A 24,212-nucleotide genomic window follows, 5' to 3' on the forward strand; every position below is an offset into this window, starting at 1 on the left:
TTTCCCATCGCTGATAAAAGAACGGCTCGCAACCTTGAGGTGCGGGCCGTTTTTTTTGCAAACCAGATCCGAAAACAGGCATTGGTCCTCCAATATCCGTGGTCCTTTTCAGTTCTGATCGTAGGGCATTTCCTGATTTTCTCGACCGTCTTGAGATTCCTCTCTGTCCACGTACTTTGCGTTAAGCCACTCAGCCCGAGTCGGCTTATCGATCGTTAACAGTGGCGCGCTTTCCATGATTGGGGCGCCCGTAGAGAGGGAGATCAGCAATGGCCAAAGGACATTTCATTCGCCTGGGTGACAAAACCACTTGCGGTGGCCAGGTTTTGGAGGCCGACACACGGGTCATGATGTTTGGCATCGCCCATGCCCGTGAGGGCGACCGCGTTTCCTGCGGCAAAAACGACGAAACCTACACCATCGTGGGAGGCGTCTCCTTCATCAACAGTCATGGCAGGATCGTGGCGGGCTCGCTGGACAGCTTCAGCACCTGCCCGTGCAGAGCCAGGTTGATCCCGTCGGTGTTTACCGCCACTTATGAGTCGCGTAGCAGTGCCGCGCCCCAGCCCACAAGGGCCGCGCCCCAAGCGACCACACCTCTCGCCGGCAATCCGGCAGCGTCACGATCAGCCGGTTTTGCGTCTGCGTCGAGCACTCCCAAACCAGTGTCCTCAGGCAGTGCAGCAGCCCAGGAACCAGGCTTCTACATCGTGCCCAAGAGCACCACCCGCGAACAGCTCGAAGCCTCCTTGTTCACCCTGCGTGATCCGGCGGTGATGGGCAAATTCAAGCTGCTCAATCCCAACCTGCGCGACGTCAAAGCCGGCTCGATGATCGTGCTGAGCGACCCCAACAACTACCAGTGCACCCGTGAAGAAGCCCTGCTCATGGACGTGGCGGCCAGGACCAACCAAGTGCTTGAAACGCTCAGCCCGGAAGAAGCGGATTTCATGGTGCAGCACCGTGATGCCATCCAGACTTTCTTGGGCCATGGCTCGACCGCAATCGGCGTCGGCGCGAGCATTCTCAAAAACAATCTGGATAACGTCAGTAAAACTCTGAGTGACATCGAAGCGCTTCATCAGCGTTCATTTTTACGAGATGGACATCTGAATTCACCGATTTTTTTTGCGGAGCGCCAACAGCTGTTCGCAAAACTCGATACTCATATGACAAGCCTGACACGAAAAGGTATTGGATTCCCTGATCATCCAAACTTAAAGCGTGCGCTAGGTATCTCAACTCGTAGCTTGGTTCACCGTTGGACCGAGGCCGGCAGCGCACAGCATATTCCGGGATACTCGACTCATCTTGAGGGCGCCGCCAGGGCTTCCAAATACCTCAAATATGGTGGTTGGCTAGGCACAGCTATTGGCGGAGGGGCGTCGGTTATGAAGGTGCAGGATGTGTGTTCGGCGGGAAATACCGAAGCTTGTGAGCGAATCAGGTTCACGGAAACGGGAAATTTTGTTGGGGGGATCGCAGGTGGTGCCATGGCGGGTGCAATATTAACTACTTCTGTAGTTGGTGGGCTTTGTATCGGACTGGGTGTGGCGACAGCAGGTGTCGGTCTGCTGGCGTGCAGTGTCATCGCGGTTGGCGTTGGTACTTATGCAGGCGGCACGCTAGGTGAGATGGGTGGCGAAATAATTGGCGAAATTGTCTATGAAAATTTGAAATGACTACTGCGGAACTGGTTGTTGGCAGTTTATGTGGAATAGTACTCGTTAGCATGTTTGTCTGGCTCGCGGTGGCGTTATACCTTGGCTACACAAAAACTGACGTCCTACTCAATTCCTTCAAGAACAGTTCTTCAGTCATAACCATTTCTATGCGCATACACAAGGGGCCTTGGGGAAAGCTGCAACTGGTGGGTTCAGTATGCAGCGTCGTTACATTTCCCCGCTTTTTTGTAAAACACGGTATCGCCGGTGCTGGAGATATAGAAAATTTCCCCCTTTCACTCAGGCGCAAGTTCATCGTCCTCATGTGGAGCGCTGTAGGACTATTTGCCGCTTTAGCGTTACTCGTCACGTTGTGGAAATCAGGAGTGCTCAAATAACTGATTCCGACATTTTGAACTGGAGTGACTGGACAATATTGGGCTCGGAGGAGTTGCGTCGGCCATGACGGTTCAGGATGAAAAGTTGGTGAGGATATCGCTGCAAACGATTATGAGGCAGTGAAGTGACTTTGAGTACAGCTGATAAAATATTTCTTGTAGTCGGACTGGTTGATTTCGGAGGGCTCATCGCATGCATTGGATTTACACTGTACCTGGCCTATACAAAGATGAATATCTTGCTGGGCTGTTTTAAAAATAGCCCTGCCGTTATAAGTCTTGCACCTCTAAGCTGCGGTGGGCCTTGGGGGCGATTAATGGTGGTAGGGGGGATTTCCGGGTTTGTGACATTCCCCGATTTCTACATTGAACGCGGTCGTATCAGTGCCGACGATATAAGAAGTCTACCTTCGTCACTTAGATGTAGGCTCATTGTATTGCAGTGGTCTGCGATCGTTCTGCTATTGATCATGTTCTGCCTCGCAGCTCTGGTTGAAATGGAGATTTTCTAGTCGGCCTTTGCACTTGGGTGTAGGTGTAGCCACAAGATTAAGATCACGATCAAAAGATCGCAGCCTTCGGCAGCTCCTACAGGGGAGGGGTGGCCACTCAGCCGCGAGCTCCTGACTTGTCGCCCAGTAAAAGGTAAACTTGCCGGCCTTCGCAGGAGCAACCATGAATTATCGCCACGCCTTCCATGCCGGCAATCACGCCGATGTGTTCAAACACCTGACCTTGACCCGCCTCATCGCCCTGATGTCGCGCAAGGAGCAACCGTTTGCCTATCTCGATACGCACGCCGGCATTGGCCTGTACGACCTTCAAGGCGATCAGGCCAGCCGGACCGGTGAGTACCTGGAAGGCATTGCGCGTTTGTGGGATCAGCCGGATCTGCCGATCCTGACCGCTGATTACATGCAGGTGCTGCACGAGTTGAACCCGGATGGCCAGTTGCGCTATTACCCGGGGTCGCCAGAGCTGGCGCGTCGTTTGACTCGCCCTCAGGACCGCGTGTTGCTAAACGAGAAGCACCCGGAAGATGGCTTGCTGCTAAAGGACAACATGGCCGGTGATCGTCGGGTCAAGGTGCATCTTGGCGAGGGCTGGCATGTGCCGCGGGCATTGCTGCCGGTGCCGGAGAAGCGGGCGGTGATGTTGATCGATCCGCCTTTTGAAAAGCTCGACGAGATGCAGCGCTGCGCGGCGTCCTTGAAAGAGGCGGTTGGGCGGATGCGCCAGATTGTGGCGGCGATCTGGTACCCGGTGAAGGATCAGCGTGCGTTGCGTCGTTTCTATCAGGACCTGTCCGGTACCGGTGCGCCGAAGTTGTTGCGGGTCGAGTTGCTGGTGCATCCGCTGGATACGCCAAACAGCCTGAACGGCTCCGGTCTGGCCATTGCCAATCCGCCGTGGGGGCTGGAGGAAGAGTTGCGTGAGTTGCTGCCGTGGTTGTCCGAGAAGCTTGGGCAGACCCAGGGTGGGTGGCGGATGGATTGGTTGATTGCCGAATGAGGCGATGATCGTTCCCACGCTCTGCGTGGGAATGCAGCCCGGGACGCTCCGCGTCCCAAATCAAAAGCCGAACGCGGAGCGTCCGTTGAGGCATTCCCACGCAGAGCGTGGGAACGATCAGTCCCCGGTCAGGGGCTGAAAATCAGATAGGGCAGGTCACTCCGGTACCGCCGATCCCGCAATAGCCTTCCGGGTTTTTCGCCAGGTACTGCTGGTGGTACGCCTCGGCGAAGAAGAACGTTGGCGCTTCGTCGATTTCGGTGGTGATGATGCCCTTGCCGGCCTTGGTCAGTTCGACCTGGAACACCTGCGCGCTTTTTTTCGCGGCTTCCAGTTGGGACGGGTTGGTGGCGTAGATCACCGAACGGTACTGAGTGCCCAGGTCATTGCCCTGGCGCATGCCCTGGGTCGGGTTGTGCAGTTCCCAGAACATCTTCAGCAGCGCTTCGTAGCTGACCTTTGCCGGCTCGTAGACCACCAGCACGACTTCACTGTGGCCGGTCAAGCCAGAGCAGACTTCTTCGTAAGTCGGGTTCGGCGTGTAGCCGCCAGCGTAACCCACGGCCGTGCTCACCACGCCTTCGCGCTGCCAGAACCTGCGTTCCGCGCCCCAGAAGCAGCCGAGGCCGAAGATCGCGAAATCCACGTCCATCGAGAATGGGCCCAGCAGCGGGGCGTCGTGGACGAAGTGTTTTTCCGGCACGGTCATTGGGGTTTCGCGACCAGGCAAAGCTTGTTCTTTAGTAGGGAGCACGTTTTTGTTCACCAGAATTTCCGAGCGCAGAACCATCGTCAGTCCTCTCAGTCGTTGGAATAATCAGAGATGCAGTTTGCCCGAGTGTTGCCTCGCTGTCAGGCGATCGGGCCGCGCGGGTAGCGTTTGAGCTTGTCGATCAGGTCCAGCCCCGGAATCGGTTGGTCGAACAGGTAGCCCTGGCCAACGTCGCAACGGTGGCGACGCAGGAAGGCCAGCTGCTCGGCGGTCTCGATGCCTTCGGCCACGACCTTGAGTTTCAGGTTGTGGGCCATGGCGATCACCGCCGAGGTGATTTCCATGTCGTCCTGGTTATCCGGGATTTCGTGAATGAAGCTTCGATCGATCTTGATGATATCGATGGGGAATTTTTTCAAGTAGCTGAGCGACGAGTAACCGGTGCCGAAGTCGTCCATCGCCAGGGTCAGGCCCAGGCGCTTGAGTTGGTCGAGCTGCAGGTGAGTGTCTTCGGTGGCTTCCAGCAGCAGGCCTTCGGTCAGTTCCAGCTCCAGCAGGCGCGCCGGCAGCGCTTCCTCCTTGAGGATGTTGGCGATGGACGCTACCAGGTCCGGGTCGGAGAACTGCTTGGGCGACAGGTTGATTGCCACCTGCAGGTTGCCCAGGCCGGCGGCGGTCAGCGCTTTGCTCATGCGGCAGGCCTGGCGGGCGATCCATTTGCCGATCGGAATGATCAGGCCGGTTTCTTCCGCGACACTGATGAACTGGTCCGGGCGGATCATGCCTTTTTCCGGGTGGTTCCAGCGCAACAGCGCTTCCATGCCCAGCAAGCGCCCGCTGCGCAGGCAGAGCTTAGGTTGGTAGAACACGTCCAGTTCGTTCTGGGTCAGAGCGCGGCGCAGGTTGTTCTCGACGAACAGCTTGTAGCTGGCCTCGGCGTTCAGGGCTTCGGTGAAGACCTGCACCTGATGTTTGCCGTTGGCCTTGGCCTTGTGCAGGGCCAGCCCGGCGTTACGCATCAGGGTTTGGGGGTCGCGCCCATGCAAGGGGGCGCAGGCCAGGCCGACCGAGCCGGTCACGCTGATCAGCTGGTTGTCGACGAACATCGGTTTGTCGAGGGTCGCGAGTAACTGGTTGGCGACCTGCTGCCCGAGTTCAAGACCCGTGTTGTCCAGCAACACCGCGAACTCGTTGCTGGCAAACCGCGCCAGGCTGCCACCCAGGTTGAGGCTGTTGCGCAGGCGCCGGGCCAGGCTGATCAGCAGCTTGTCGCCGGTCTGGTGGCCAAGGCTGTCATTGATCCGCTTGAAGTTGTCGATGTCCACCAGCAACAGGCTGATCGGCGCGTCGCTGTCGCGGGCGAAGCGTTCATCGAGGTTGCGGATGAAGGCCGGGCGGTTGCCGAGGTTGGTCAGGTTGTCGGTGTAGGCCAGGCGCTCGATGCGTTGCTGGGCGAGCTTGGTCTGCGTGATGTCTTCGTAGATGCCGATGTAATGGGTTAACTCGCGGTTGTCGCCATAGACCTTGGATATCGACAGTTGGCCCCAGTAGGGTTCGAGGTTTTTGCGACGACTCTTGAACTCGCCCTGCCAACTGTTGCTCTTGGCTAGCGCGGAGGGCGCGTCGAACAGCAGTTCACTGAGGTTCTCCAGCGCCGGCAGTTGCGCCAGGCGCTGGCCGTGGACTTCTTCGGTGGTGTACTGGGTGATCGCCGTGAAGCTGGGGTTGACGTACTCCACGATGCCATCGCAATTGACCAGCAAAAAGGCGTTGGCGCTTTGCTCCACCGCACGCTGGAACAGGTGCAGGGCGCTGGTGGCGGTGCGTCGATTGTGATTGCTGATGACCTGGGCGAACTGATCCGCCAGCTCGCCGGCGAAGGCGATTTCGTCCTGCTGCCAGGCACGGGTCGCCCCGGTTTGTTCCAGGCACAACACGCCGACCACCTGGCCGTCGACGCGAATACTGGCATCGAGCATCGCGTTGACATCGCGCGGGCGCAGGCTTTCGGCCATTTCCCGGGTGCGCGGGTCGCGCATGGCGTTGTGGGCATCGATGGCGCGGCCGGTATGCAGGGCGTCGAGATAATCGGGGAACACGCTGACGTCGATCGGTGCCGGCAGCAGGTATTCCTGGGTTGAGCGGTGGTAGGCCGAGATGGGCGCCAGCGTCGAGCCTTCCAGGTGCCACAGGCTGGCGCAGTCGATCTGGTAAATCTCGCAGGCGCTGCGCGTGATCAGTTCGGCGGCTTCCTGCAGGGAATTGTTGCTGCTGTAGCGCTGGCGGGTCAGCAGCAGGATCAGGTCCTGCTGGGCACGCACCCGTTTCAGATGCTGCAGTTGTTCCTGCTGGGCGCGTTGATTGAGCTCCAGGGCGATTTGCAGGCGCGAGTTCTGGGTTTCGAGATCCAGCGCCGGCAGCAGTGGGTCATCCTCGAACAGGCCGTCGACGACCAACAGGTAACCGCGTAGCAGGTGTCGATTGTGCTGTTTGTAGGCTTCGCCCAGTTCCAGCAGGCTCAGTGAGCCGGAGGCGGTGTGCAGGGTGTAGCGGATCAGATAATGGGGGCTCTCGCTCAACTGCGCCTGAATCGCATCATGCAGCTGATAGCGTGCTTGCGGTTCCATCAGGCTGGCGTAGGGCGAGCCGACCAGGGCGCACAGTTCCACGGCCGGCAGGCCGAACTGGCGCTCACAATTGGGGTCGAGAAACAGCAGGGCCCAGCTTGGTTCGTTCAGCCGTTCGAAACGCAGCATGCCGAGCCGCGAGGGCACAGGCAACTGCGTCACTACCTCGGCCACCATACGGCTGGCGGCATCGGGTTGGCTTTTCATGGGGAGAACTCGCTTCGAATATGCTGATCGCGCCGGGCTCTCGCCCTCTTTACTGTTGCCTGCGGCAAGGTTGCATCATTGCGGCACTGACTGACAAGAGACATGAAGGCCAAGTGCTATAAGAATATGTCGGCAGCAGTGAAGATTTCTCCAATGACTGAAAAAAGTAATGCTGTTTTACCTAACGTAAGCCCTCGCGCAACTTTATATTGATCGATTGCAGCAGGTTGCCCTCCCGATCGTGATAACGCACCTGAACCTGTTCGGAATCGACAATCAGGTGTGCGAAGTTGTCCTGGCTGATCACCTCGCTCGTCAGTTCGTGTCGATAATCGCCAGCAGCCGTGCGGGCCAAGGGTTGATCGAGGATGAAGGTGGAGGCCTTGGCGTAGGGCAGCAGTCGGCTGTTGCACAGCGGCGACGAGACGATGGTGTGGATTTCGAAGTCCGGGTCTGCGCTGTGGGTCAAGCGGCTGGTCAGGGAGCCGTGGACATCGCCGGATATGAAGAAAACGTTCCTGATGCCGTGGGAGCGAATGGTTTCCAGCAGCCGTAGTCGCTGTTCGGGGAAGCCTTGCCAGGCGTCATCGCCCTGGCGTTTGCTGTCGGGGTAGAACATGACGCTGGTGACCACGAATTTTACCCGGGCCGAACTGTTGATCAGCCATGTGCATAAGGCCTGCTCCTGCTCGATATCGAGGATGCGCCGGTCGCTGGCTGCAAGATTGCGTCGGGTCCGGCTGTCGGTAACGAACCACTCGATATCGCCGTCAGCGAACAGGTACCAGTATTTATCCAGCTTCCTGTCGACTTGCCCATCGTCGCAGAGTTCGTGTGCCGGGCCATGGCTGGCCTGGTACACCTCATAGGCGTTTGTCGCATTGGCATATAGAAAGTCATCGGACTTGTTTCTGTTGGCCGGCCAATTGTCTTCGATCTCATGATCATCGAGGATCATGTAAGTTGGCAGGGCCGACATTAACTTTGCAATGTTTGGCTGGGAAAAGGCCACGCGATACTTGAGAAGAATATCCTTGAGTTCACGGTCCGGGGCGATGAGATTCAGATCATCGACGTAGATCTGGTCCCCAGTCATCAACATCGCGCTGACAGGCGGGTCGGCCTGCTCGGCCAGTGTTGCTATTGTCGCGAACATTCTGTCGCCCAGATGCGGTTCGGCGGCAATGCCTGCGGTGAGCCGTAGATAGCGGCAAGAGCCCACGACGTAGGCTCTAGGCTTCCCGGTTTGGTTCGAGCGGGTACGCAGGCGATGGATCTTGCCCGGCCATTGCAAGGGCAATCCCTGCATTGCCGCGACCGAGCGCACAGGCTGCATCGCGCTGAACCAACCTGCCTGATACTCATGCACGGTGTCGGCAGCCAAGTCGTTTAGAGCCAGGACGGCGGACATGTCACGGGCTTTCTCGAGTTCAGCGAAAACGCCGTTTGACCAGTGTTCGTCACCCAGTCGCCGATAGCGAATGCCGGCGAATGCATGGGCCTCTTTAGTTGATTCTCCACGCAAAAAAATACGTGCATGGTTAGTTGTGGTGTGGCCAATAATTGGCCCGACAGTTGGTTTGAACATATTCGAATCCATTCGGTTTTTAATCAATCGGCTTTAAATGGCCTTGCAGCCAAGGCTAGTTATTTGGCCTTGAAAAATATCGGGCTGAAATGGATTCGACTTGTGGGGGATATCAGCCACAAATGTAGGAAGGTATCTATTGAGGTAAAAACGGTGGGCAAAAAAAAGCCCCGCCAAATTGGCGGGGTTGAGGTACGAGCGTGGCGCTCGGAAAACGTGAAACGCGACAGGCCCTCCCGCGAAGGAGGGCCGGCCGGTGTTACAGCAGGATGGTGCGGATGTCCGCCAGCAGGTCGCTCAGACGCTTGGTGAAGCGTGCAGCAGCGGCGCCGTTGATCACACGGTGATCGTAGGACAGCGACAGTGGCAGCATCAGTTTCGGCTGGAAGGCTTTACCGTCCCAGACTGGCTGGATGGTTGCCTTGGAAACACCGAGGATCGCCACTTCCGGCGCGTTGACGATCGGCGTGAAGCCGGTGCCGCCAATGTGGCCGAGGCTGGAAATGGTGAAGCAGGCGCCTTGCATCTCGTCCGACGAGAGCTTCTTGGTCCGGGCTTTTTCAGCCAGGGAAGCGGCCTCGGCGGCCAGTTGCAGCAGGCTCTTCTGGTCGACGTTCTTGATGACCGGTACCAGCAGGCCATCCGGGGTGTCGACGGCGAAGCCGATGTTCACGTATTTCTTGCGGATGATCGCTTTGCCGCTTGGCGCCAGCGAGCTGTTGAAGTCTGGCAGTTCCTTGAGCAGGTGCGCACAGGACTTGAGCAGCAACGGCAGGATGGTCAGCTTGACGCCGGCCTTCTCTGCGACGGCTTTCTGCGCGTTACGGAACGCTTCCAGCTCGGTGATATCCGCCGAGTCGAATTGCGTCACGTGCGGCACGTTCAGCCAGCTGCGGTGCAGGTTGGCGGCGCCGACCTGCATCAGGCGGGTCATCGGCACTTCTTCGATTTCGCCGAAGCGGCTGAAGTCCACGACCGGAATCGGCGGGATGCCCGCGCCACCGGTTGCGCCAGCAGCAGCGGCCGGTGCTTCCTTGGCCTTCTGCATCATGGCCTTGACGTAAACCTGCACGTCTTCCTTCAGGATGCGACCGTGCGGACCGCTGGCGCCTACCGCGCTCAGCTCGACGCCGAACTCACGGGCCAGTTGGCGTACGGCCGGGCCTGCGTGAACCTTGGCGCCAGGCTTGGCCGGAGCAGCAACCGGAGCGGCAGCTGCAGGTGCGGCGGCAGCAGGAGCAGCAGCGGCTGGCGCAGGAGCGCTCGCAGCAGCGGCAGTCGGTGCCGGGGCAGCAGCAGGTGCCGCGCCTTTGACTTTCAGCTTGAGGATCAGATCGCCAGTACCGACTTCGTCGTCCAGCTTGATGGAAACGCTTTCCACCACGCCAGCGGCAGGCGATGGGATTTCCATGCTCGCCTTGTCGGATTCCAGGGTGATCAGCGACTGGTCGGCTTCAACGCTGTCGCCGGCCTTGACCAGGACTTCGATGATCTTGGCCTTGCCCGCCGAGCCGATGTCCGGAACGTGGATGTCCTGAACGCTGTCGGCAACCGGAGCAGCAGGAGCAGCTGCCGGAGCAGGTGCAGCAGCTGGTGCAGGCGCTGCAGCCTGGGCTGGGGCGGCAGCCGGTGCCGCAGCACCTGCCACTTCCAGGTCCAGGATCAGGTCGCCAGTGCCGACTTCGTCGTTGAGCTTGACGCTGATGGCCTTGACCACGCCAGCGGCAGGCGAAGGGATCTCCATGCTCGCCTTGTCGGATTCCAGGGTGATCAGCGACTGATCAGCCTCGACGGTGTCGCCGACCTTGACCTGGATCTCGATGATCTGGGCCTTGCCCGACGAGCCGATGTCCGGCACGTGCACTTGCTGAACCGAAGCGGCAGCCGGAGCTGCTGCAGGCGCGGCGGGTGCAGGAGCGGCAGCTGGTGCAGCCTCTGCTTTTGCAGCTGGCGCAGCGGCAGCCGCAGGCGACGATGTAGAAGCTGGGGCAGCGGCACCTTCGACTTCCAGCTCCAGCAGTTCGTCGCCTTCTTTCAGGCGATCGCCCAGCTTCACTTTCAGGCTCTTGATGATACCGGCCTTCGGCGCAGGCACTTCCATGCTCGCCTTGTCCGACTCAAGTGTCAGGATGCTCTGGTCGGCTTCGATACGGTCGCCGACCTTCACAAACAGTTCAATTACTTCACCTTCACCGCTGCCGATGTCAGGTACGCGAATGAGTTCGCTCACAGAATCTCTCCTCAGCAGTCCAGTGGGTTGCGTTTTTCCGGGTCGATCCCGAACTTGGCGATGGCTTCAGCCACCACTTTAGGTTCGATATCGCCACGGTCAGCCAGTGCTTCAAGGGCTGCCAACACCACGAAATGACGGTCGACTTCGAAGAAATGACGCAGTTTCTTGCGGCTGTCGCTGCGGCCGAAACCGTCGGTGCCCAGGACTTTGAATTCCTTGGACGGTACCCACTGACGGATCTGCTCGGCGAACAGTTTCATGTAGTCGGTAGAGGCAATCACCGGACCTTGACGGCCGTTCAGGCACTCTTCCACATAGCTCAGCTTAGGCTTCTGGCCAGGGTGCAGACGGTTGGTGCGCTCAACGGCCAGGCCGTCGCGACGCAGTTCGTTGAAGCTGGTCACGCTCCACACGTCGGCGCCGACGTTGAACTGTTCACGCAGGATCTTCGCGGCTTCACGGACTTCACGCAGGATGGTGCCGGAGCCCATCAGCTGAACGTGGTGCGCCGCTTCGCGGTTGTCTTCCTCGAGCAGGTACATGCCTTTCTTGATGCCTTCTTCGGCACCGGCCGGCATGGCTGGCTGCTGGTAGGACTCGTTCATCACGGTGATGTAGTAGAAGACGTCCTGTTGCTCTTCGGTCATCTTCTTCATGCCGTCCTGGATGATCACCGCCAGCTCGTAGCCGTAGGTTGGATCATAGGTGCGGCAGTTCGGGATGGTCGAAGCCAGCAGGTGGCTATGACCGTCTTCGTGTTGCAGGCCTTCACCGTTGAGGGTGGTACGGCCGGCGGTGCCGCCGATCAGGAAGCCACGGGTACGGCTGTCGCCAGCGGCCCACGCGAGGTCGCCGATACGCTGGAAGCCGAACATCGAGTAGAAGATGTAGAACGGCAGCATTGGCTGGTTGTGGCTGGAGTACGAAGTACCGGCAGCGATGAAGGAGCTCATGGCGCCCGCTTCGTTGATGCCTTCTTCGAGGATCTGGCCCTTCTGGTCTTCCTTGTAGAACATCACCTGGTCTTTATCGACTGGCTCGTAGAGCTGGCCGACGGAGGAGTAGATGCCCAACTGACGGAACATGCCTTCCATACCGAAGGTACGGGCTTCGTCCGGGATGATCGGCACGATGCGCGGGCCGATTTCCTTGTCCTTGACCAGTTGCGCGAGGATCCGCACGAAGGCCATGGTGGTGGAGATTTCACGGTCGCCCGAGCCGTCGAGGATCGCCTTGAGGGTGTCCAGTGGCGGGGTCGGGATGTTGAAGCTTTGAGCGCGACGCTGTGGTACGAAACCGCCCAGGGCATTGCGACGCTCGGCCAGGTAACGGGCTTCGGCGCTGCCTGCTTCCGGTTTGAAGAACGGCAGGTTTTCCAGCTCTTCGTCCTTGACCGGGATGTCGAAACGATCGCGGAACAACTTCAGGCTGTCGACGTCGACTTTCTTGGTGTTGTGCGCAGTGTTCTTCGCTTCGCCGGCACCGGTGCCATAACCCTTGATGGTCTTGGCCAGGATGACGGTTGGTTGTTCTTTGTGGTTGACCGCTTCGTGGTACGCCGCGTAGACCTTGTACGGGTCGTGGCCGCCACGGTTGAGTTTCCAGATCTCGTCGTCGGACAGGTCTTCGACCATCGCCTTGAGTTCAGGCGTGTTGAAGAAGTGTTCACGCACGAACGCGCCGTCTTTGGCTTTGTAGTTCTGGTACTCGCCGTCGATGACTTCGTCCATGCGACGTTGCAGGATGCCGTCGACGTCCTTGGCCAGCAGTGGGTCCCAGAAACGGCCCCAGATGACTTTGGTCACGTTCCATTGAGCACCGCGGAACACGCCTTCGAGTTCCTGGATGATCTTGCCGTTGCCGCGAACCGGGCCGTCGAGGCGCTGCAGGTTGCAGTTGATGACGAAGATCAGGTTGTCCAGTTTCTCGCGGCCGGCCAGGGAGATGGCGCCCAGGGATTCCGGCTCGTCGCACTCGCCGTCGCCCAGGAAGCACCAGACTTTCTGTTTGCCTGGCTGGATGAAGCCGCGGTGTTCCAGGTACTTCATGAAGCGTGCCTGGTAGATCGCCTGGATCGGGCCCAGACCCATGGATACGGTCGGGAACTGCCAGAAGTCAGGCATCAGCCAAGGGTGAGGGTAGGACGACAGGCCCTGACCGTCGACTTCCTGGCGGAAGTTGTTCATCTGGTCTTCGGTGATGCGGCCTTCCATGAATGCACGGGCGTAGACGCCTGGCGAGGTGTGGCCCTGGAAGTAGATCAGGTCGCCGCCGTGTTCGTCGGTCGGGGCCTGGAAGAAGTAGTTGAAGCCGATGTCATACAGGGTCGCACTGGAAGCGAAGCTGGAGATGTGACCGCCGAGGTCAGAATCTTTCAGGTTCGTACGCATTACCATGGCCATCGCGTTCCAGCGCACCAGCGAGCGAATGCGGCGTTCCATGAACAGGTCGCCAGGCATGCGTGCTTCGTGGGTTACCGGGATGGTGTTGCGGTAAGGCGTGGTGATGGCGTAAGGCAACTGCGAACCGCTGCGGGTCGCGAGTTCACCCATACGGGTCATCAGATAGTGAGCACGGTCTTCGCCTTCTTTGTCGAGAACCGATTCCAGGGCGTCCAGCCATTCCTGGGTTTCGACGGGATCGAGGTCTTGCATGGCTTGCTCCAGGGCGGAAAGGCTACCAGAATCGGTTGCCTGAGTTAGCGACTGGCCTTGTGGGCAGACGTTATGAATTCTTGGATTGCCGATAGGTTGTTCCGGCGGTGTGTAGTTTTACTACAAATCATCCGGCATTTCAGCCTTGCTAATGTATATACGAGTAGTAAAACTACAGATGAGCGGCTTGTGGCCCCCGGCTGCGTTGTGAGAATAATCGTTAAGGTTGGTCTTTTACCAACCGAAAAAGGTGAAAGCTTGATGTTGGCTGCCAATAAAAAAGAATTTTCAGCTATTTCTAACTTTTGTTCGACACTCCTTCAGGTAGTGGGTTTGCGAGATTCACTACATGCAGCCCGTTACACGCCGATCAAGGATAGACCATGAGCCTGCCTACGCTTGCCGACCTGCCTGCCATCCTGTTGCCGTTGGTCACCCGCGCCGAGCAGTCGTTCCGTGCTGCCGTCAGCGCGCTGGACGATGACCACGGGCTGTCCACCTGGACCGCTGAACGCTGGGCGCAATTTGCCCGCGTCAGCGCGGCGAGCGACTTTGTCATCGAGCAAAGTGTGCGTGACCCACTGCTGTTGCTGGCGCTGGTGCAGTCCGGCGAACTCGACCGCAGCCTCGCCCCCGGGGAGATGCGCGCGCAAATTGCCGCCAGCGTGGATGCCGCGGAAACAGACGATCAACTCGCTCGTGCCTTGCGCCGTCAGCGCGCGCGCCACCAGGTGCGGATCATCTGGCGCGACCTGACGCGCCAGGCCGATCTGGTGCAGACCTGTCGCGACCTCTCGGACATGGCCGATGCCAGCATCGACCTGGCCTATCAGTGGCTGTACACCCGGCATTGCCAGCAGTTCGGCGTGCCCACCGGCCGGCGCAGCGGCGAGCCGCAGCAGATGGTCGTCCTCGGCATGGGCAAGCTGGGTGCAGTGGAACTCAATCTGTCATCGGACATCGACCTGATCTTTGCCTACCCCGAAGGCGGCGAAACCGTCGGGGTCAAGCGCCCGCTGGACAACCAGGAATTTTTCATTCGTCTCGGCCAGCGCCTGATCAAGGCCCTGGACCCGATGACCGTCGACGGTTTCGTGTTTCGCGTCGACATGCGCCTGCGCCCTTACGGCTCGTCGGGTGCGCTGGTGTTGAGTTTCAATGCGCTGGAGCAGTACTACCAGGACCAGGGTCGCGACTGGGAGCGCTACGCGATGATCAAGTCACGCGTGGTGGCGGGGGACCAAGTGGCCGGTGCGCAACTGCAAGACATGCTGCGACCCTTCGTTTACCGGCGCTATCTGGATTTTTCCGCCATCGAAGCGCTGCGCACCATGAAGCAACTGATCCAGCAGGAAGTGCGGCGCAAGGGCATGGCCGACAACATCAAGCTTGGCTCCGGCGGTATCCGTGAGGTGGAGTTTATCGCCCAGGCCTTCCAGCTGATTCACGGCGGTCGCGACCTGAGCCTGCAACAGCGTCCACTATTAAAAGTGCTGGGCACGCTCGAAGGGCAGGGTTATCTGCCGCCAGCGGTGATCAATGAACTGCGCGAAGGCTACGAATTCCTGCGCTACACCGAGCACGCGATCCAGGCGATTGCCGATCGCCAGACGCAAATGCTGCCCGACGGCGCTCAGGATCAGGCGCGTATTGCCTTCATGCTGGGCTTTGCCGATTGGCCAGCGTTTCATGAGCGCCTGATGTACTGGCGCGGCCGCGTGGCCTGGCACTTCGCTCAGGTGATCGCTGATCCTGACGAGGACCAGGGCGCCGAAAGCGAAGTGGTGGTCGGTGGTGAATGGCTGCCGCTGTGGGAAGAGGCTCAGGATGAAGAAGCGGCCTGCCGACAGTTGCAGGAAGGCGGTTTCGCCGATGCCACCAAGGCACTGAAAGCCTTGGCCAGCCTGCGCGGTAGCCCGCAGTTGCGCGCCATGCAGCGCTTGGGTCGCGAGCGTCTTGATGCCTTTATTCCGCGCTTGCTGGCTCAGGCCGTAGAGCATGCGAATCCCGATCTGGTGCTGGAGCGGGTATTGCCACTGGTTGAAGCCGTGGCGCGGCGATCTGCCTATCTGGTGCTGCTGACCGAAAACCCCGGTGCCTTGCGACGTTTGCTGACTTTGTGCGCGGCCAGTCCCTGGATTGCCGAACAGATCACCCGCTTTCCGTTGCTGCTCGATGAGTTGCTCAACGAGGGCCGGCTGTTCAAGCCGCCGTTGGCACCGGAGCTGGCCGCCGAGTTGCGCGAACGCCTGACCCGGATTCCCGAGGACGACCTCGAGCAGCAAATGGAAGCCTTGCGTCATTTCAAACTGGCGCACCGCTTGCGGGTCGCCGCTTCGGAAATCGCCGGCAGCCTGCCGCTGATGAAAGTCAGCGATTACCTGACCTGGCTCGCCGAAGCGATTGTGGAACAAGTGCTGGCCCTGGCCTGGCGGCAAACGGTCGCCAAGTACGGCACGCCGCTGCGCACCGACGGCACCTTGTGCGACCCCGGCTTCATCATTGTCGGTTATGGGAAAGTCGGTGGCCTGGAATTGGGGCATGGTTCGGATCTGGACCTGGTGTTCATCCATGATGGCGATCCACAGGCGGAAACCGACGGGCCGAAGTCGATCGACGGCGCGCAGTTTTTCACCCGGCTGGGGCAGCGGATCATTCACTTGCTCACGGCGCAGACCAACTCCGGCCAGCTCTATGAAGTCGACATGCGCCTGCGCCCGTCCGGTGCCGCCGGGTTGCTGGTGAGTTCGCTGGGGGCCTTTGCCCGTTATCAGGAAAATGAGGCCTGGACCTGGGAACATCAGGCGCTGGTCAGGGCACGGGTGTTGGTCGGCAGCGAGGATGTCGGCCGGGCGTTCGAGCAGGTTCGCGCGGCGATCCTGGGCAAGGCGCGCGACCTGCCGACCCTGCGCCAGGAGGTCAGCGAGATGCGCGCCAAGATGCGCGACAACCTGGGCAGCAAGAGTACGGCGGCCGGCACCGGGGCAAATGCCTTCGAAGCCACGGCGCCCTTCGACCTCAAGCAGGACGCCGGAGGTATCGTCGATATTGAATTTATGGTGCAATACGCGGCTCTGGCCTGGTCCGAAACACATCCGCCACTGCTGCGCTGGACGGACAACATCCGCATTCTGGAAGAGCTGGAGAAAGCGGGGTTGATGCCCGTTGAGGACGCCAGCCTGTTGCGTGAAGCCTATAAAGCTTACCGCTCCGCCGCCCACCGGCAGGCTTTGCAGAAGAATGCCGGGGTGATACCGGGAGATCAGTTCGCGGACGAACGGCGACAGGTCATGCGGATCTGGCGTGAGTTGGGGCTAACCTGAAGCGGTATATTTGAAACACCGAATACCCAAAGTGGGAGCGGGCTTGCTCGCGAAAGCGGAGTGTCAGGCACCATCAATGTTGGATGTGATGGCCCCTTCGCGAGCAAGCCCGCTCCCACAATAGATCTGCATAGTTTTGCAGATTGAAGTACACCAAGACCCAATGTAGGAGCGAGCCTGCTCGCGATAGCGGAGTGACAGTCGACAGTAATGTTGAAGGTAATGACCCATCGCAAGCATGCATGCCCCTGCAGAAATTCTCGAGGCGGGGAGGCATAAGCCTCCCCGGTTCGTTTATGGAAATCACATGAAAATTCTGATCGTTGGGCCCAGTTGGGTCGGTGACATGGTGATGGCGCAGACACTGTTTCAGTGTCTCAAGCAACGCCACCCGCAATGCGAAATCGACGTGCTGGCCCCCGAGTGGAGCCGGCCGATTCTTGAGCGCATGCCCGAAGTTCGCCAGGCCTTGAGCTTCCCGCTCGGCCACGGTGCGCTGGAGCTGGCGACGCGTCGGCGTATCGGCAAATCCCTGGCCGGCCAGTACGACCAGGCGATCCTGTTGCCCAATTCCCTGAAGTCGGCCCTGGTGCCGTTCTTTGCCGGCATTCCCAAACGCACCGGTTGGCGTGGTGAGTTCCGCTACGGCCTGCTCAACGACGTGCGCACGCTGGATAAAGAACGTTACCCGTTGATGATCGAGCGTTTCATGGCCCTGGCCTACGAGCCTGGCGTTGAACTGCCCACGCCTTACCCGCGCCCGAGCCTGCGGATCGACCCGGTGACTCGCGAGGCAGCCTTGGCCAAGTTTGGCCTGGCCCTCGATCGCCCGGTGTTGGCCCTGTGCCCCGGTGCCGAGTTCGGTGAGTCCAAGCGCTGGCCGTCCGAGCATTACGCCAAGGTGGCCGAAACGAAGATTCGCGAGGGCTGGCAGGTCTGGCTGTTCGGTTCGAAAAATGATCACGCCGTGGGTGAAGACATCCGTTCGCGGCTGATTCCCGGCTTGCGTGAAGAGTCGGTGAACCTCAGTGGCGGCACCTCGTTGGCCGAGGCCATCGATTTGCTGTCCTGCGCCGATTCTGTGGTGTCCAACGACTCCGGCCTGATGCACGTCGCCGCCGCGCTGAACCGTCCGCTGGTGGCAGTCTACGGCTCGACGTCGCCGGGCTTCACGCCACCCTTGGCCGAACATGTCGAGATCGTACGCCTGGGCATCGAATGCAGCCCATGCTTCGACCGCACATGCCGTTTCGGCCATTACAACTGCCTGCGCCAGCTGATGCCGCAGGCGGTGAACGATGCCTTGCAGCGTTTGCAGGGCACTGTGGTCGAGGTCAAATAGTTTGCGCGTACTGCTGATCAAGACTTCATCGCTGGGCGACGTGATTCATGCGCTGCCGGCGCTGACCGACGCCTCGCGGGCCATCCCCGGCATCACGTTCGACTGGGTGGTGGAAGAAGGCTTCGCCGAAATTCCGACCTGGCACCCGGCGGTGGGCAAGGTGATTCCGGTGGCGATTCGTCGCTGGCGCAAGAACCTCTGGCAGACCATCAAGAGTGGCGAGTGGAAGCGCTTCAAGCAAAGCCTTCGTGCCACGAAATACGATCTGGTCATCGATGCCCAGGGCCTGCTCAAAAGCGCTCTGCTGACCCGGTATGTGAAAGCCCCGGTGGCCGGACTCGATAAAAGTTCGGCGCGCGAGCCCATCGCTGCGCGTTTCTATAATCGGCGCCTGGCGGTTGCCCGCGGCCAGCATGCGGTAGAGCGAGTGCGTCAGCTGTTCGCCATCGCCCTGGGTTACGACTTGCCCAAGGGCCTGGGCGACTACGGCCTGAGCGTCGAACGCCTGGTGGAACTGCCGCGCAAGAATCCGTACGTGGTGTTCCTGCATGGCACCACCTGGGACACCAAGCACTGGCCCGAAGCCTACTGGCGCGAGCTGACCGAACGGGTCGGTTATCTCGGGGTGGGCGTCAAACTGCCGTGGGGCAACGCGGCAGAGAAAGCCCGTGCCGAGCGCATCGCTGCCGGCTTCAAGCACGCCGAGGTATTGCCCAAGCTGAATCTGGCCGGGGTTGGCAAGGTGCTGGCCGGCGCCCAAGCCTGCGTGGCGGTGGACACCGGTCTCGGTCATCTGGCCGCAGCCCTTGATGTGCCGACGCTATCACTGTTCGGCCCGACCAATCCGGGCCTGACCGGGGCCTACGGCAAGTCACAGATTCACCTGGCCAGCGATTTCCCCTGCGCGCCGTGCCTGCAAAAGAAATGCACTTATCAACCGACGGCCGAAGATGCCAGTCGGTTTGACCTGAAACGCGAGTGGCCATTGTGCTTCACGCGTCTGAATCCCGAGCGTGTCGCGAGCCGACTGAGCACGTTATTACTGGCTGAGGAGCTGCGCTGATGCAATTGGCATTCGTCCTGTACAAATACTTTCCCTTTGGTGGCCTGCAGCGCGATTTCATGCGCATCGCCCTGGAGTGCCAGAAGCGCGGCCACCAGATCCGCGTCTACACGCTGATCTGGGAAGGCGAGGTGCCACCCGGTTTCGAAGTGCTGGTGGCGCCGGTCAAGGCCTTCTTCAACCATCGGCGCAATGAAAAGCTCAGCGAGTGGATGGAAGCCGACCTGGCCAAGCGTCCGGTGGACCGCTTGATCGGCTTCAACAAAATGCCGGGCCTGGATGTCTACTACGCCGCGGACGGCTGTTTCGAAGACAAGGCGCAGAACCTGCGCAATTCGCTGTACCGGCGCTGGGGTCGCTACCGCCATTTCGCCGAGTACGAGCGCGCGGTGTTTGCCAAGGACGCCAAGACTGAAGTGCTGATGATTTCCGAGGTCCAGCAACCGCTGTTCATCAAGCATTACGGCACGCCGCTGGAGCGCTTCCACCTGCTGCCGCCAGGTATTGCCCAGGATCGTCGTCGGCCGGCGGATGCGGACGAGATTCGCGCCGGGTTCCGCGCCGAATTCAATCTGAAGGACGATGACTTGCTGCTGGTGCAGATCGGCTCCGGGTTCAAGACCAAGGGCGTGGATCGTAGCCTCAAGGCCTTGGCCGCGTTGCCCGCTGATCTGAAGAAGCGCACCCGGCTGTTTGTAATTGGCCAGGACGACCCCAAGTTATTCCAGATGCAAAGCGCCACGCTGGGGCTTGGTGACAACGTGACGTTCCTCAAGGGTCGCAGCGATATTCCGCGTTTCCTGTTGGGCGCCGATCTGTTGATCCACCCGGCCTACAACGAAAACACCGGTACCGTGCTGCTCGAAGCGCTGGTGGCCGGGTTGCCGGTGCTGGTGAGTGCGGTATGCGGATACGCCCATTACATCGCCGAGGCCGATGCCGGCCTGGTGCTGGACGAGCCGTTCGATCAAGCCCAACTGACCCAGTACCTGACCGGTATGTTGAATGACGCTCAAGCAAGGGCGGCCTGGAGTCGCAACGGTGTGGCCTTCGCCGAGACGGCCGACCTCTACAGCATGCCGCAACACGCGGCCGATGTGATTCTGGCGGAGCACGCTTAAATGAAGTTGATGCTGGCTGAACCGTTCAAGAGCCTCTGGGCCGGACGCGACCCGTTCGCCGAAGTCGAGGACTTGCAGGGTGAAGTGTACCGTGAGCTCGAAGCTCGCCGAACCCTGCGTACCGAGGTGAACGGCAACGGTTTTTTCGTGAAGATCCACCGTGGCATCGGCTGGGGCGAGATCTTCAAGAACCTGCTCACCGCCAAGCTGCCGGTCCTGGGGGCCGGCCAGGAGTGGAAGGCCATACAACGCCTGCAGGAAGTCGGCGTACCGACCATGACCGCCGTCGCTTATGGCGAGAAGGGCAGCAATCCGGCGGACCAGCATTCGTTCATCGTCACTGAAGAGCTGGCACCGACGGTCAGCCTCGAAGATTACAGCATCAACTGGATCAAGCAGCCGCCCGAGCCCAGGCTCAAGCGTGCACTGATTGCTGAAGTGGCGCGCATGACCGGCATGATGCACCGTGCCGGGGTCAACCATCGTGACTGTTACATCTGCCACTTCCTGCTGCACACCGACAAGCCGGTGACCGCGGACGATTTCAAACTCTCGGTGATCGACCTGCACCGCGCCCAGACCCGTCCGACGATCACCGCGCGCTGGCGCAACAAGGATCTGGCGGCGCTGTATTTTTCCGCCCTGGATATCGGCCTGACCCGGCGCGACAAGCTGCGTTTCCTCAAAGGCTATTTCCAGCAGCCGCTGCGACAGGTCCTGAGCGAAGAAGCCGGGCTGTTGAGTTGGCTCGAAGGCAAGGCCAACAAGCTTTACGAGCGTAAACAGCGATACGGAGACGCGCTCTGATGGCGGGTTGGACACTGGAGCCTGCTTACAGCGATCTGGTAGGAGACTTCGGCAGCCTCGATGCCGTGTTTGCGCTGCAAGGCGAGCGCCTGACCCACGATCCGTTGTCGGAGGTCATTCGCGTCCAGCGCAATGGCGTCAACTATTACGTCAAGCGCTACGTGGGGGCAGGCAAAGGCTTGCGCCGCTACCTGGGCAAGCCGCGCGTGAAAATGGAGTGGCAGAACCTCAAGCGCTTCGCCAAATGGGGCATCCCTACCGCGGAGATCGTGGCCTGGGGCCTGGAGCGTCGTGGCGTGGCCTATGATCGTGGGGCGATGATCACTCGTGAATTGCCACATACAGAAGATTTGTCTGCACTGGCCGAGCGACACGATGCGAAACTGGCGGACCGCGCCTGGGTCGACTGCATCAGCCGGCAACTGGCCAGTTACACTCGCACGATGCACGAGCACCGCTTTACCCATAATGATTTGAAGTGGCGCAACCTGCTGGTCGACGATCAGGCCCGGCTGTTCCTGATCGACTGCCCCAATGGTGATTTCTGGAGCGGTTTCTGGCTCAAATACCGAATCACCAAGGACCTGGCCTGCCTGGACAAAGTCGCCAAGTATCAACTGTCGGCTACCCAGCGCCTGCGCTTTTACCTGCAATACCGCCAATGCAGCCGGCTCAATGCCGCCGATAAAAAGCGCATCCGGCACGTGGTGAGATTTTTCGAGGGACGCGAATGACTGATTTTCTGGCCGCTGAAGACCGTGCTCTGCTTGAGCGCCACGGGCTCGGCACTTTCGATGCGCTCTGGGCCCGGCAGCTCGATGCCGTGGACGAACCCAACACCCTGCGTGGTGGCTGGAGCAGCGTGTTCAGGCTGGATCTGGAGGGTCAGGGTTTCTACCTCAAGCGTCAGAGCAACTACCAGATGCACACCTTGCACGCGCCCTTTGGCGAGCCGAGTTTTGCCCGGGAGTTTCGTAACATCAGTCGCTACGAAAAACTCGGCATTCCGGCGCTGAAAGCGGCGTTCTTCGGTGAGCGCAAGGTCGACGGCGAAGTCCGGGCAATTCTCCTGACTCGCGCCCTGGACGGCTGGGATGACCTGGACTCGCTGCTGCAGCGCTGGTCAGATCTCGGCGAGGCGCAACATGTCGCGATACTGCAAGCCTGCGGAAAACTGGCGCAGCGCCTGCACGGCAAGCGTCAGGTACATGGCTGTTTTTACCCCAAGCATATTTTTCTGTGCGCCACCGGTGACGGCTACCAGGCGCAGCTGATCGATCTGGAAAAGACCCGGCCTCTGCTGTTCGGTCAGCGCGATCGAGTCAAGGATCTGGAGCCGCTGCTGCGTCGGGCGCCGGAATGGAGCGAGGCGCAGCTGCGCATTTTGCTGGCCGCCTATCTCGATCAGCCTCAGGACAGCACGCTGATCGATAGCTGGCTGACACGCCTGACCGCGCGACGCAGCCATAAGGAGAAGCGCTGATGCGTTTATCCGAGCTGAAAAACGCAGGCCGTCATCCGAGCCTGCCATTAAGTCTTTCACTGGCCGATGCTGCCGGTCCGGCGGACTTGCAGCTGCTGACCCTGTTGCGGGTATTGCCCGGGCAGCGTTATGTCGGTGCCGGCGTCTGGCGCGGTCGGCCAGTGCTGGCCAAGTTGCTGGTTGGCAGCAAGGCGTCGCGGCATTTCCAGCGCGAGCTGGACGGCGTGCGATTGCTCGCCGCCCAAGGCCTGACCACGCCACTGCTGTTGGCTGACGGCCTGAAGGACGGCGAGGGTGGTTGGCTGCTGTTTGAATTCCTTGAGGGTGCCCAGAGCCTGGGTGATGCCTGGCAGCAGGTGGAAGGCTTGCCGGTGCTGGCCGATGAGCAGTCGGCCGTGCTGGCGCAAGCCTTGGGCGCGATCGGTCAGATGCATCGCAAGGGGTTGTGGCAGGAAGACCTGCACCTGGACAACCTGTTGCGCCAGGGCAATCGACTGTACTTGATCGATGGCGCCGGGATCTGCAGCGAAACGGCGGGCCAGCCACTTTCGCGCCAGAAGGTCTTGGAAAACCTTGGGGTGTTTTTCGCCCAGTTGCCCAAGTCGCTGGAACCGTTCACCGAAGAATTGCTGGTGTACTACCTGCTGAGCAACGGCGAGCATGCCCTGCCCATGGAGGCCCTGCAGAAGCAGGTCGACAAGGTTCGCAGCTGGCGCCTCAAGGATTTCCTGATCAAGATTGGTCGCGAATGCACGCTGTTCAGCGTTCAGCGCGGTGCGTTCGGCTTGCGGGCGATCCGTCGCGAGGAAGAAGCGGCGATGCTGCCGGTGTTGGCTCAGGCCGACGCCTTGCTGGATCAGGGGCATCTGTACAAGACCGGTGGCGCGGCGAGCGTCGGCAAGGTCGAGGTGGATGGTCGTACGCTGGTGATCAAGCGCTACAACATCAAGGGTTTCGCCCACTGGCTCAAGCGCTTCTGGCGCCCGAGCCGTGCCTGGCACTCCTGGCGCGAAGGCAATCGCCTGGCATTTCTCGGCATCGCCACGCCCAAGCCGCTGGCGGTGCTGGAGAAACGTTTTCTCTGGCTGCGCAACCGTGCCTATCTGATCACCGAGCATCTGCCGGGGCCGGACATCATCGAGTGTTTCGCGCCGTACATCGATAGCGGCGATGCGCCTGAAGCCGAGTTGCTGGCTCTGGATCACCTGTTCGCCGAATTGATTCGCGAGCGCATCAGTCACGGCGATTTCAAGGGCCACAACCTGTTCTGGCAGCAGGACCGTTGGGCGCTGATCGATCTGGATTCGATGTGCCAGCACGGCTCGCTCGCCAGCTTCGCGCCGGCGTATGCGCGGGATCGGGCGCGGTTCATGCGTAACTGGCCCGAAAATAGTGCTCTGTATCAGGTCATCGATCAGCGTCTTCCCAAGGACATCTCTGGCGCGGCCTGAGTTCCTTCGAAAGATTAGCGGACAAGT

General features: G+C 60.0%; 16 protein-coding genes. 11 read left to right on the forward strand and 5 right to left on the reverse strand.

Features of this window, described 5'->3' with window-relative positions; translation table 11 throughout:
* The first annotated feature begins 269 nt into the window (after window positions 1-269).
* The 3 genes from OH720_RS02095 to OH720_RS02105 all read left to right on the forward strand — a co-directional run bounded on the left by OH720_RS02095 (window position 270) and on the right by OH720_RS02105 (window position 3,574).
* Window positions 270-1,682: a PAAR domain-containing protein gene (locus tag OH720_RS02095; RefSeq protein WP_272604376.1), complete on the forward strand. Its 1,413-nt coding sequence runs from the start codon at window positions 270-272 to the stop codon at window positions 1,680-1,682.
* Window positions 1,679-2,062 (forward strand): hypothetical protein, encoded by a 384-nt coding sequence (locus tag OH720_RS02100; RefSeq protein WP_032831514.1) that lies wholly within the window; start codon window positions 1,679-1,681, stop codon window positions 2,060-2,062. Before OH720_RS02095 ends, OH720_RS02100 begins: the two co-directional genes overlap by 4 nt.
* Before the next feature lie 675 nt (window positions 2,063-2,737).
* The gene (locus tag OH720_RS02105; RefSeq protein WP_272604377.1) at window positions 2,738-3,574 is read left to right on the forward strand and encodes a 23S rRNA (adenine(2030)-N(6))-methyltransferase RlmJ; all 837 of its coding nucleotides are present in this window, start codon (window positions 2,738-2,740) and stop codon (window positions 3,572-3,574) included.
* A 142-nt stretch (window positions 3,575-3,716) separates the two neighbouring features.
* Here OH720_RS02105 and msrA read toward each other — a convergent pair whose 3' ends face one another.
* The 5 genes from msrA to aceE all read right to left on the reverse strand — a co-directional run bounded on the left by msrA (window position 3,717) and on the right by aceE (window position 13,595).
* The gene (gene msrA, locus OH720_RS02110; RefSeq protein ID WP_272604378.1) at window positions 3,717-4,364 is read right to left on the reverse strand and encodes a peptide-methionine (S)-S-oxide reductase MsrA; all 648 of its coding nucleotides are present in this window, start codon (window positions 4,362-4,364) and stop codon (window positions 3,717-3,719) included.
* A 62-nt stretch (window positions 4,365-4,426) separates the two neighbouring features.
* The gene (locus OH720_RS02115; protein ID WP_272604379.1) at window positions 4,427-7,120 is read right to left on the reverse strand and encodes a putative bifunctional diguanylate cyclase/phosphodiesterase; all 2,694 of its coding nucleotides are present in this window, start codon (window positions 7,118-7,120) and stop codon (window positions 4,427-4,429) included.
* 181 nt (window positions 7,121-7,301) lie between these two features.
* Window positions 7,302-8,708, reverse strand: coding sequence for an alkaline phosphatase D family protein (locus OH720_RS02120; protein ID WP_272604380.1), 1,407 nt, complete (start codon window positions 8,706-8,708; stop codon window positions 7,302-7,304).
* A gap of 259 nt (window positions 8,709-8,967) precedes the next feature.
* Window positions 8,968-10,938 (reverse strand): dihydrolipoyllysine-residue acetyltransferase, encoded by a 1,971-nt coding sequence (gene aceF / locus OH720_RS02125; protein ID WP_272604381.1) that lies wholly within the window; start codon window positions 10,936-10,938, stop codon window positions 8,968-8,970.
* Between the two features lie 11 nt (window positions 10,939-10,949).
* Window positions 10,950-13,595 (reverse strand): pyruvate dehydrogenase (acetyl-transferring), homodimeric type, encoded by a 2,646-nt coding sequence (aceE, locus tag OH720_RS02130; RefSeq protein WP_272604382.1) that lies wholly within the window; start codon window positions 13,593-13,595, stop codon window positions 10,950-10,952.
* A gap of 383 nt (window positions 13,596-13,978) precedes the next feature.
* On the opposite strand from aceE, the gene glnE reads away from it, so the two are divergent.
* The 8 genes from glnE to OH720_RS02170 all read left to right on the forward strand — a co-directional run bounded on the left by glnE (window position 13,979) and on the right by OH720_RS02170 (window position 24,185).
* On the forward strand, window positions 13,979-16,918 hold the full coding sequence (gene glnE, locus OH720_RS02135; RefSeq protein ID WP_272604383.1) for a bifunctional [glutamate--ammonia ligase]-adenylyl-L-tyrosine phosphorylase/[glutamate--ammonia-ligase] adenylyltransferase: 2,940 nt from the start codon (window positions 13,979-13,981) through the stop codon (window positions 16,916-16,918).
* A gap of 307 nt (window positions 16,919-17,225) precedes the next feature.
* On the forward strand, window positions 17,226-18,260 hold the full coding sequence (gene waaF / locus OH720_RS02140; protein WP_272604384.1) for a lipopolysaccharide heptosyltransferase II: 1,035 nt from the start codon (window positions 17,226-17,228) through the stop codon (window positions 18,258-18,260).
* Window position 18,261: 1 nt separating this feature from the next.
* On the forward strand, window positions 18,262-19,323 hold the full coding sequence (gene waaC, locus OH720_RS02145) for a lipopolysaccharide heptosyltransferase I (protein ID WP_272604385.1): 1,062 nt from the start codon (window positions 18,262-18,264) through the stop codon (window positions 19,321-19,323).
* Window positions 19,323-20,444 carry a glycosyltransferase family 4 protein gene (locus OH720_RS02150; RefSeq protein ID WP_272604386.1) on the forward strand — a complete coding sequence of 374 codons (1,122 nt, stop codon included), beginning with the start codon at window positions 19,323-19,325 and terminating at the stop codon, window positions 20,442-20,444. The genes waaC and OH720_RS02150 overlap by 1 nt, the downstream gene beginning before the upstream one ends.
* Window positions 20,445-21,251: a lipopolysaccharide core heptose(I) kinase RfaP gene (gene rfaP, locus OH720_RS02155; protein ID WP_272604387.1), complete on the forward strand. Its 807-nt coding sequence runs from the start codon at window positions 20,445-20,447 to the stop codon at window positions 21,249-21,251.
* Window positions 21,251-21,985 carry a lipopolysaccharide kinase InaA family protein gene (locus OH720_RS02160; RefSeq protein ID WP_272604388.1) on the forward strand — a complete coding sequence of 245 codons (735 nt, stop codon included), beginning with the start codon at window positions 21,251-21,253 and terminating at the stop codon, window positions 21,983-21,985. The genes rfaP and OH720_RS02160 overlap by 1 nt, the downstream gene beginning before the upstream one ends.
* Window positions 21,982-22,734: a lipopolysaccharide kinase InaA family protein gene (locus tag OH720_RS02165; protein ID WP_272604389.1), complete on the forward strand. Its 753-nt coding sequence runs from the start codon at window positions 21,982-21,984 to the stop codon at window positions 22,732-22,734. Before OH720_RS02160 ends, OH720_RS02165 begins: the two co-directional genes overlap by 4 nt.
* Window positions 22,734-24,185: a lipopolysaccharide kinase InaA family protein gene (locus OH720_RS02170; RefSeq protein ID WP_272604390.1), complete on the forward strand. Its 1,452-nt coding sequence runs from the start codon at window positions 22,734-22,736 to the stop codon at window positions 24,183-24,185. The genes OH720_RS02165 and OH720_RS02170 overlap by 1 nt, the downstream gene beginning before the upstream one ends.
* Window positions 24,186-24,212: the final 27 nt, after the last annotated feature.

The sequence above is a fragment of the Pseudomonas sp. WJP1 genome (assembly GCF_028471945.1).
Lineage (GTDB): Bacteria > Pseudomonadota > Gammaproteobacteria > Pseudomonadales > Pseudomonadaceae > Aquipseudomonas.

Coding starts and splice junctions, on each gene's coding strand:
- OH720_RS02095 (WP_272604376.1), top strand. CDS start 270: ATGGCCAAAGGACATTTCATTCGCCTGGGTGACAAAACCACTTGCGGT.
- OH720_RS02100 (WP_032831514.1), top strand. CDS start 1,679: ATGACTACTGCGGAACTGGTTGTTGGCAGTTTATGTGGAATAGTACTC.
- OH720_RS02105 (WP_272604377.1), top strand. CDS start 2,738: ATGAATTATCGCCACGCCTTCCATGCCGGCAATCACGCCGATGTGTTC.
- msrA (WP_272604378.1), bottom strand. CDS start 4,364: ATGGTTCTGCGCTCGGAAATTCTGGTGAACAAAAACGTGCTCCCTACT.
- OH720_RS02115 (WP_272604379.1), bottom strand. CDS start 7,120: ATGAAAAGCCAACCCGATGCCGCCAGCCGTATGGTGGCCGAGGTAGTG.
- OH720_RS02120 (WP_272604380.1), bottom strand. CDS start 8,708: ATGTTCAAACCAACTGTCGGGCCAATTATTGGCCACACCACAACTAAC.
- aceE (WP_272604382.1), bottom strand. CDS start 13,595: ATGCAAGACCTCGATCCCGTCGAAACCCAGGAATGGCTGGACGCCCTG.
- glnE (WP_272604383.1), top strand. CDS start 13,979: ATGAGCCTGCCTACGCTTGCCGACCTGCCTGCCATCCTGTTGCCGTTG.
- waaF (WP_272604384.1), top strand. CDS start 17,226: ATGAAAATTCTGATCGTTGGGCCCAGTTGGGTCGGTGACATGGTGATG.
- OH720_RS02150 (WP_272604386.1), top strand. CDS start 19,323: ATGCAATTGGCATTCGTCCTGTACAAATACTTTCCCTTTGGTGGCCTG.
- rfaP (WP_272604387.1), top strand. CDS start 20,445: ATGAAGTTGATGCTGGCTGAACCGTTCAAGAGCCTCTGGGCCGGACGC.
- OH720_RS02160 (WP_272604388.1), top strand. CDS start 21,251: ATGGCGGGTTGGACACTGGAGCCTGCTTACAGCGATCTGGTAGGAGAC.
- OH720_RS02165 (WP_272604389.1), top strand. CDS start 21,982: ATGACTGATTTTCTGGCCGCTGAAGACCGTGCTCTGCTTGAGCGCCAC.
- OH720_RS02170 (WP_272604390.1), top strand. CDS start 22,734: ATGCGTTTATCCGAGCTGAAAAACGCAGGCCGTCATCCGAGCCTGCCA.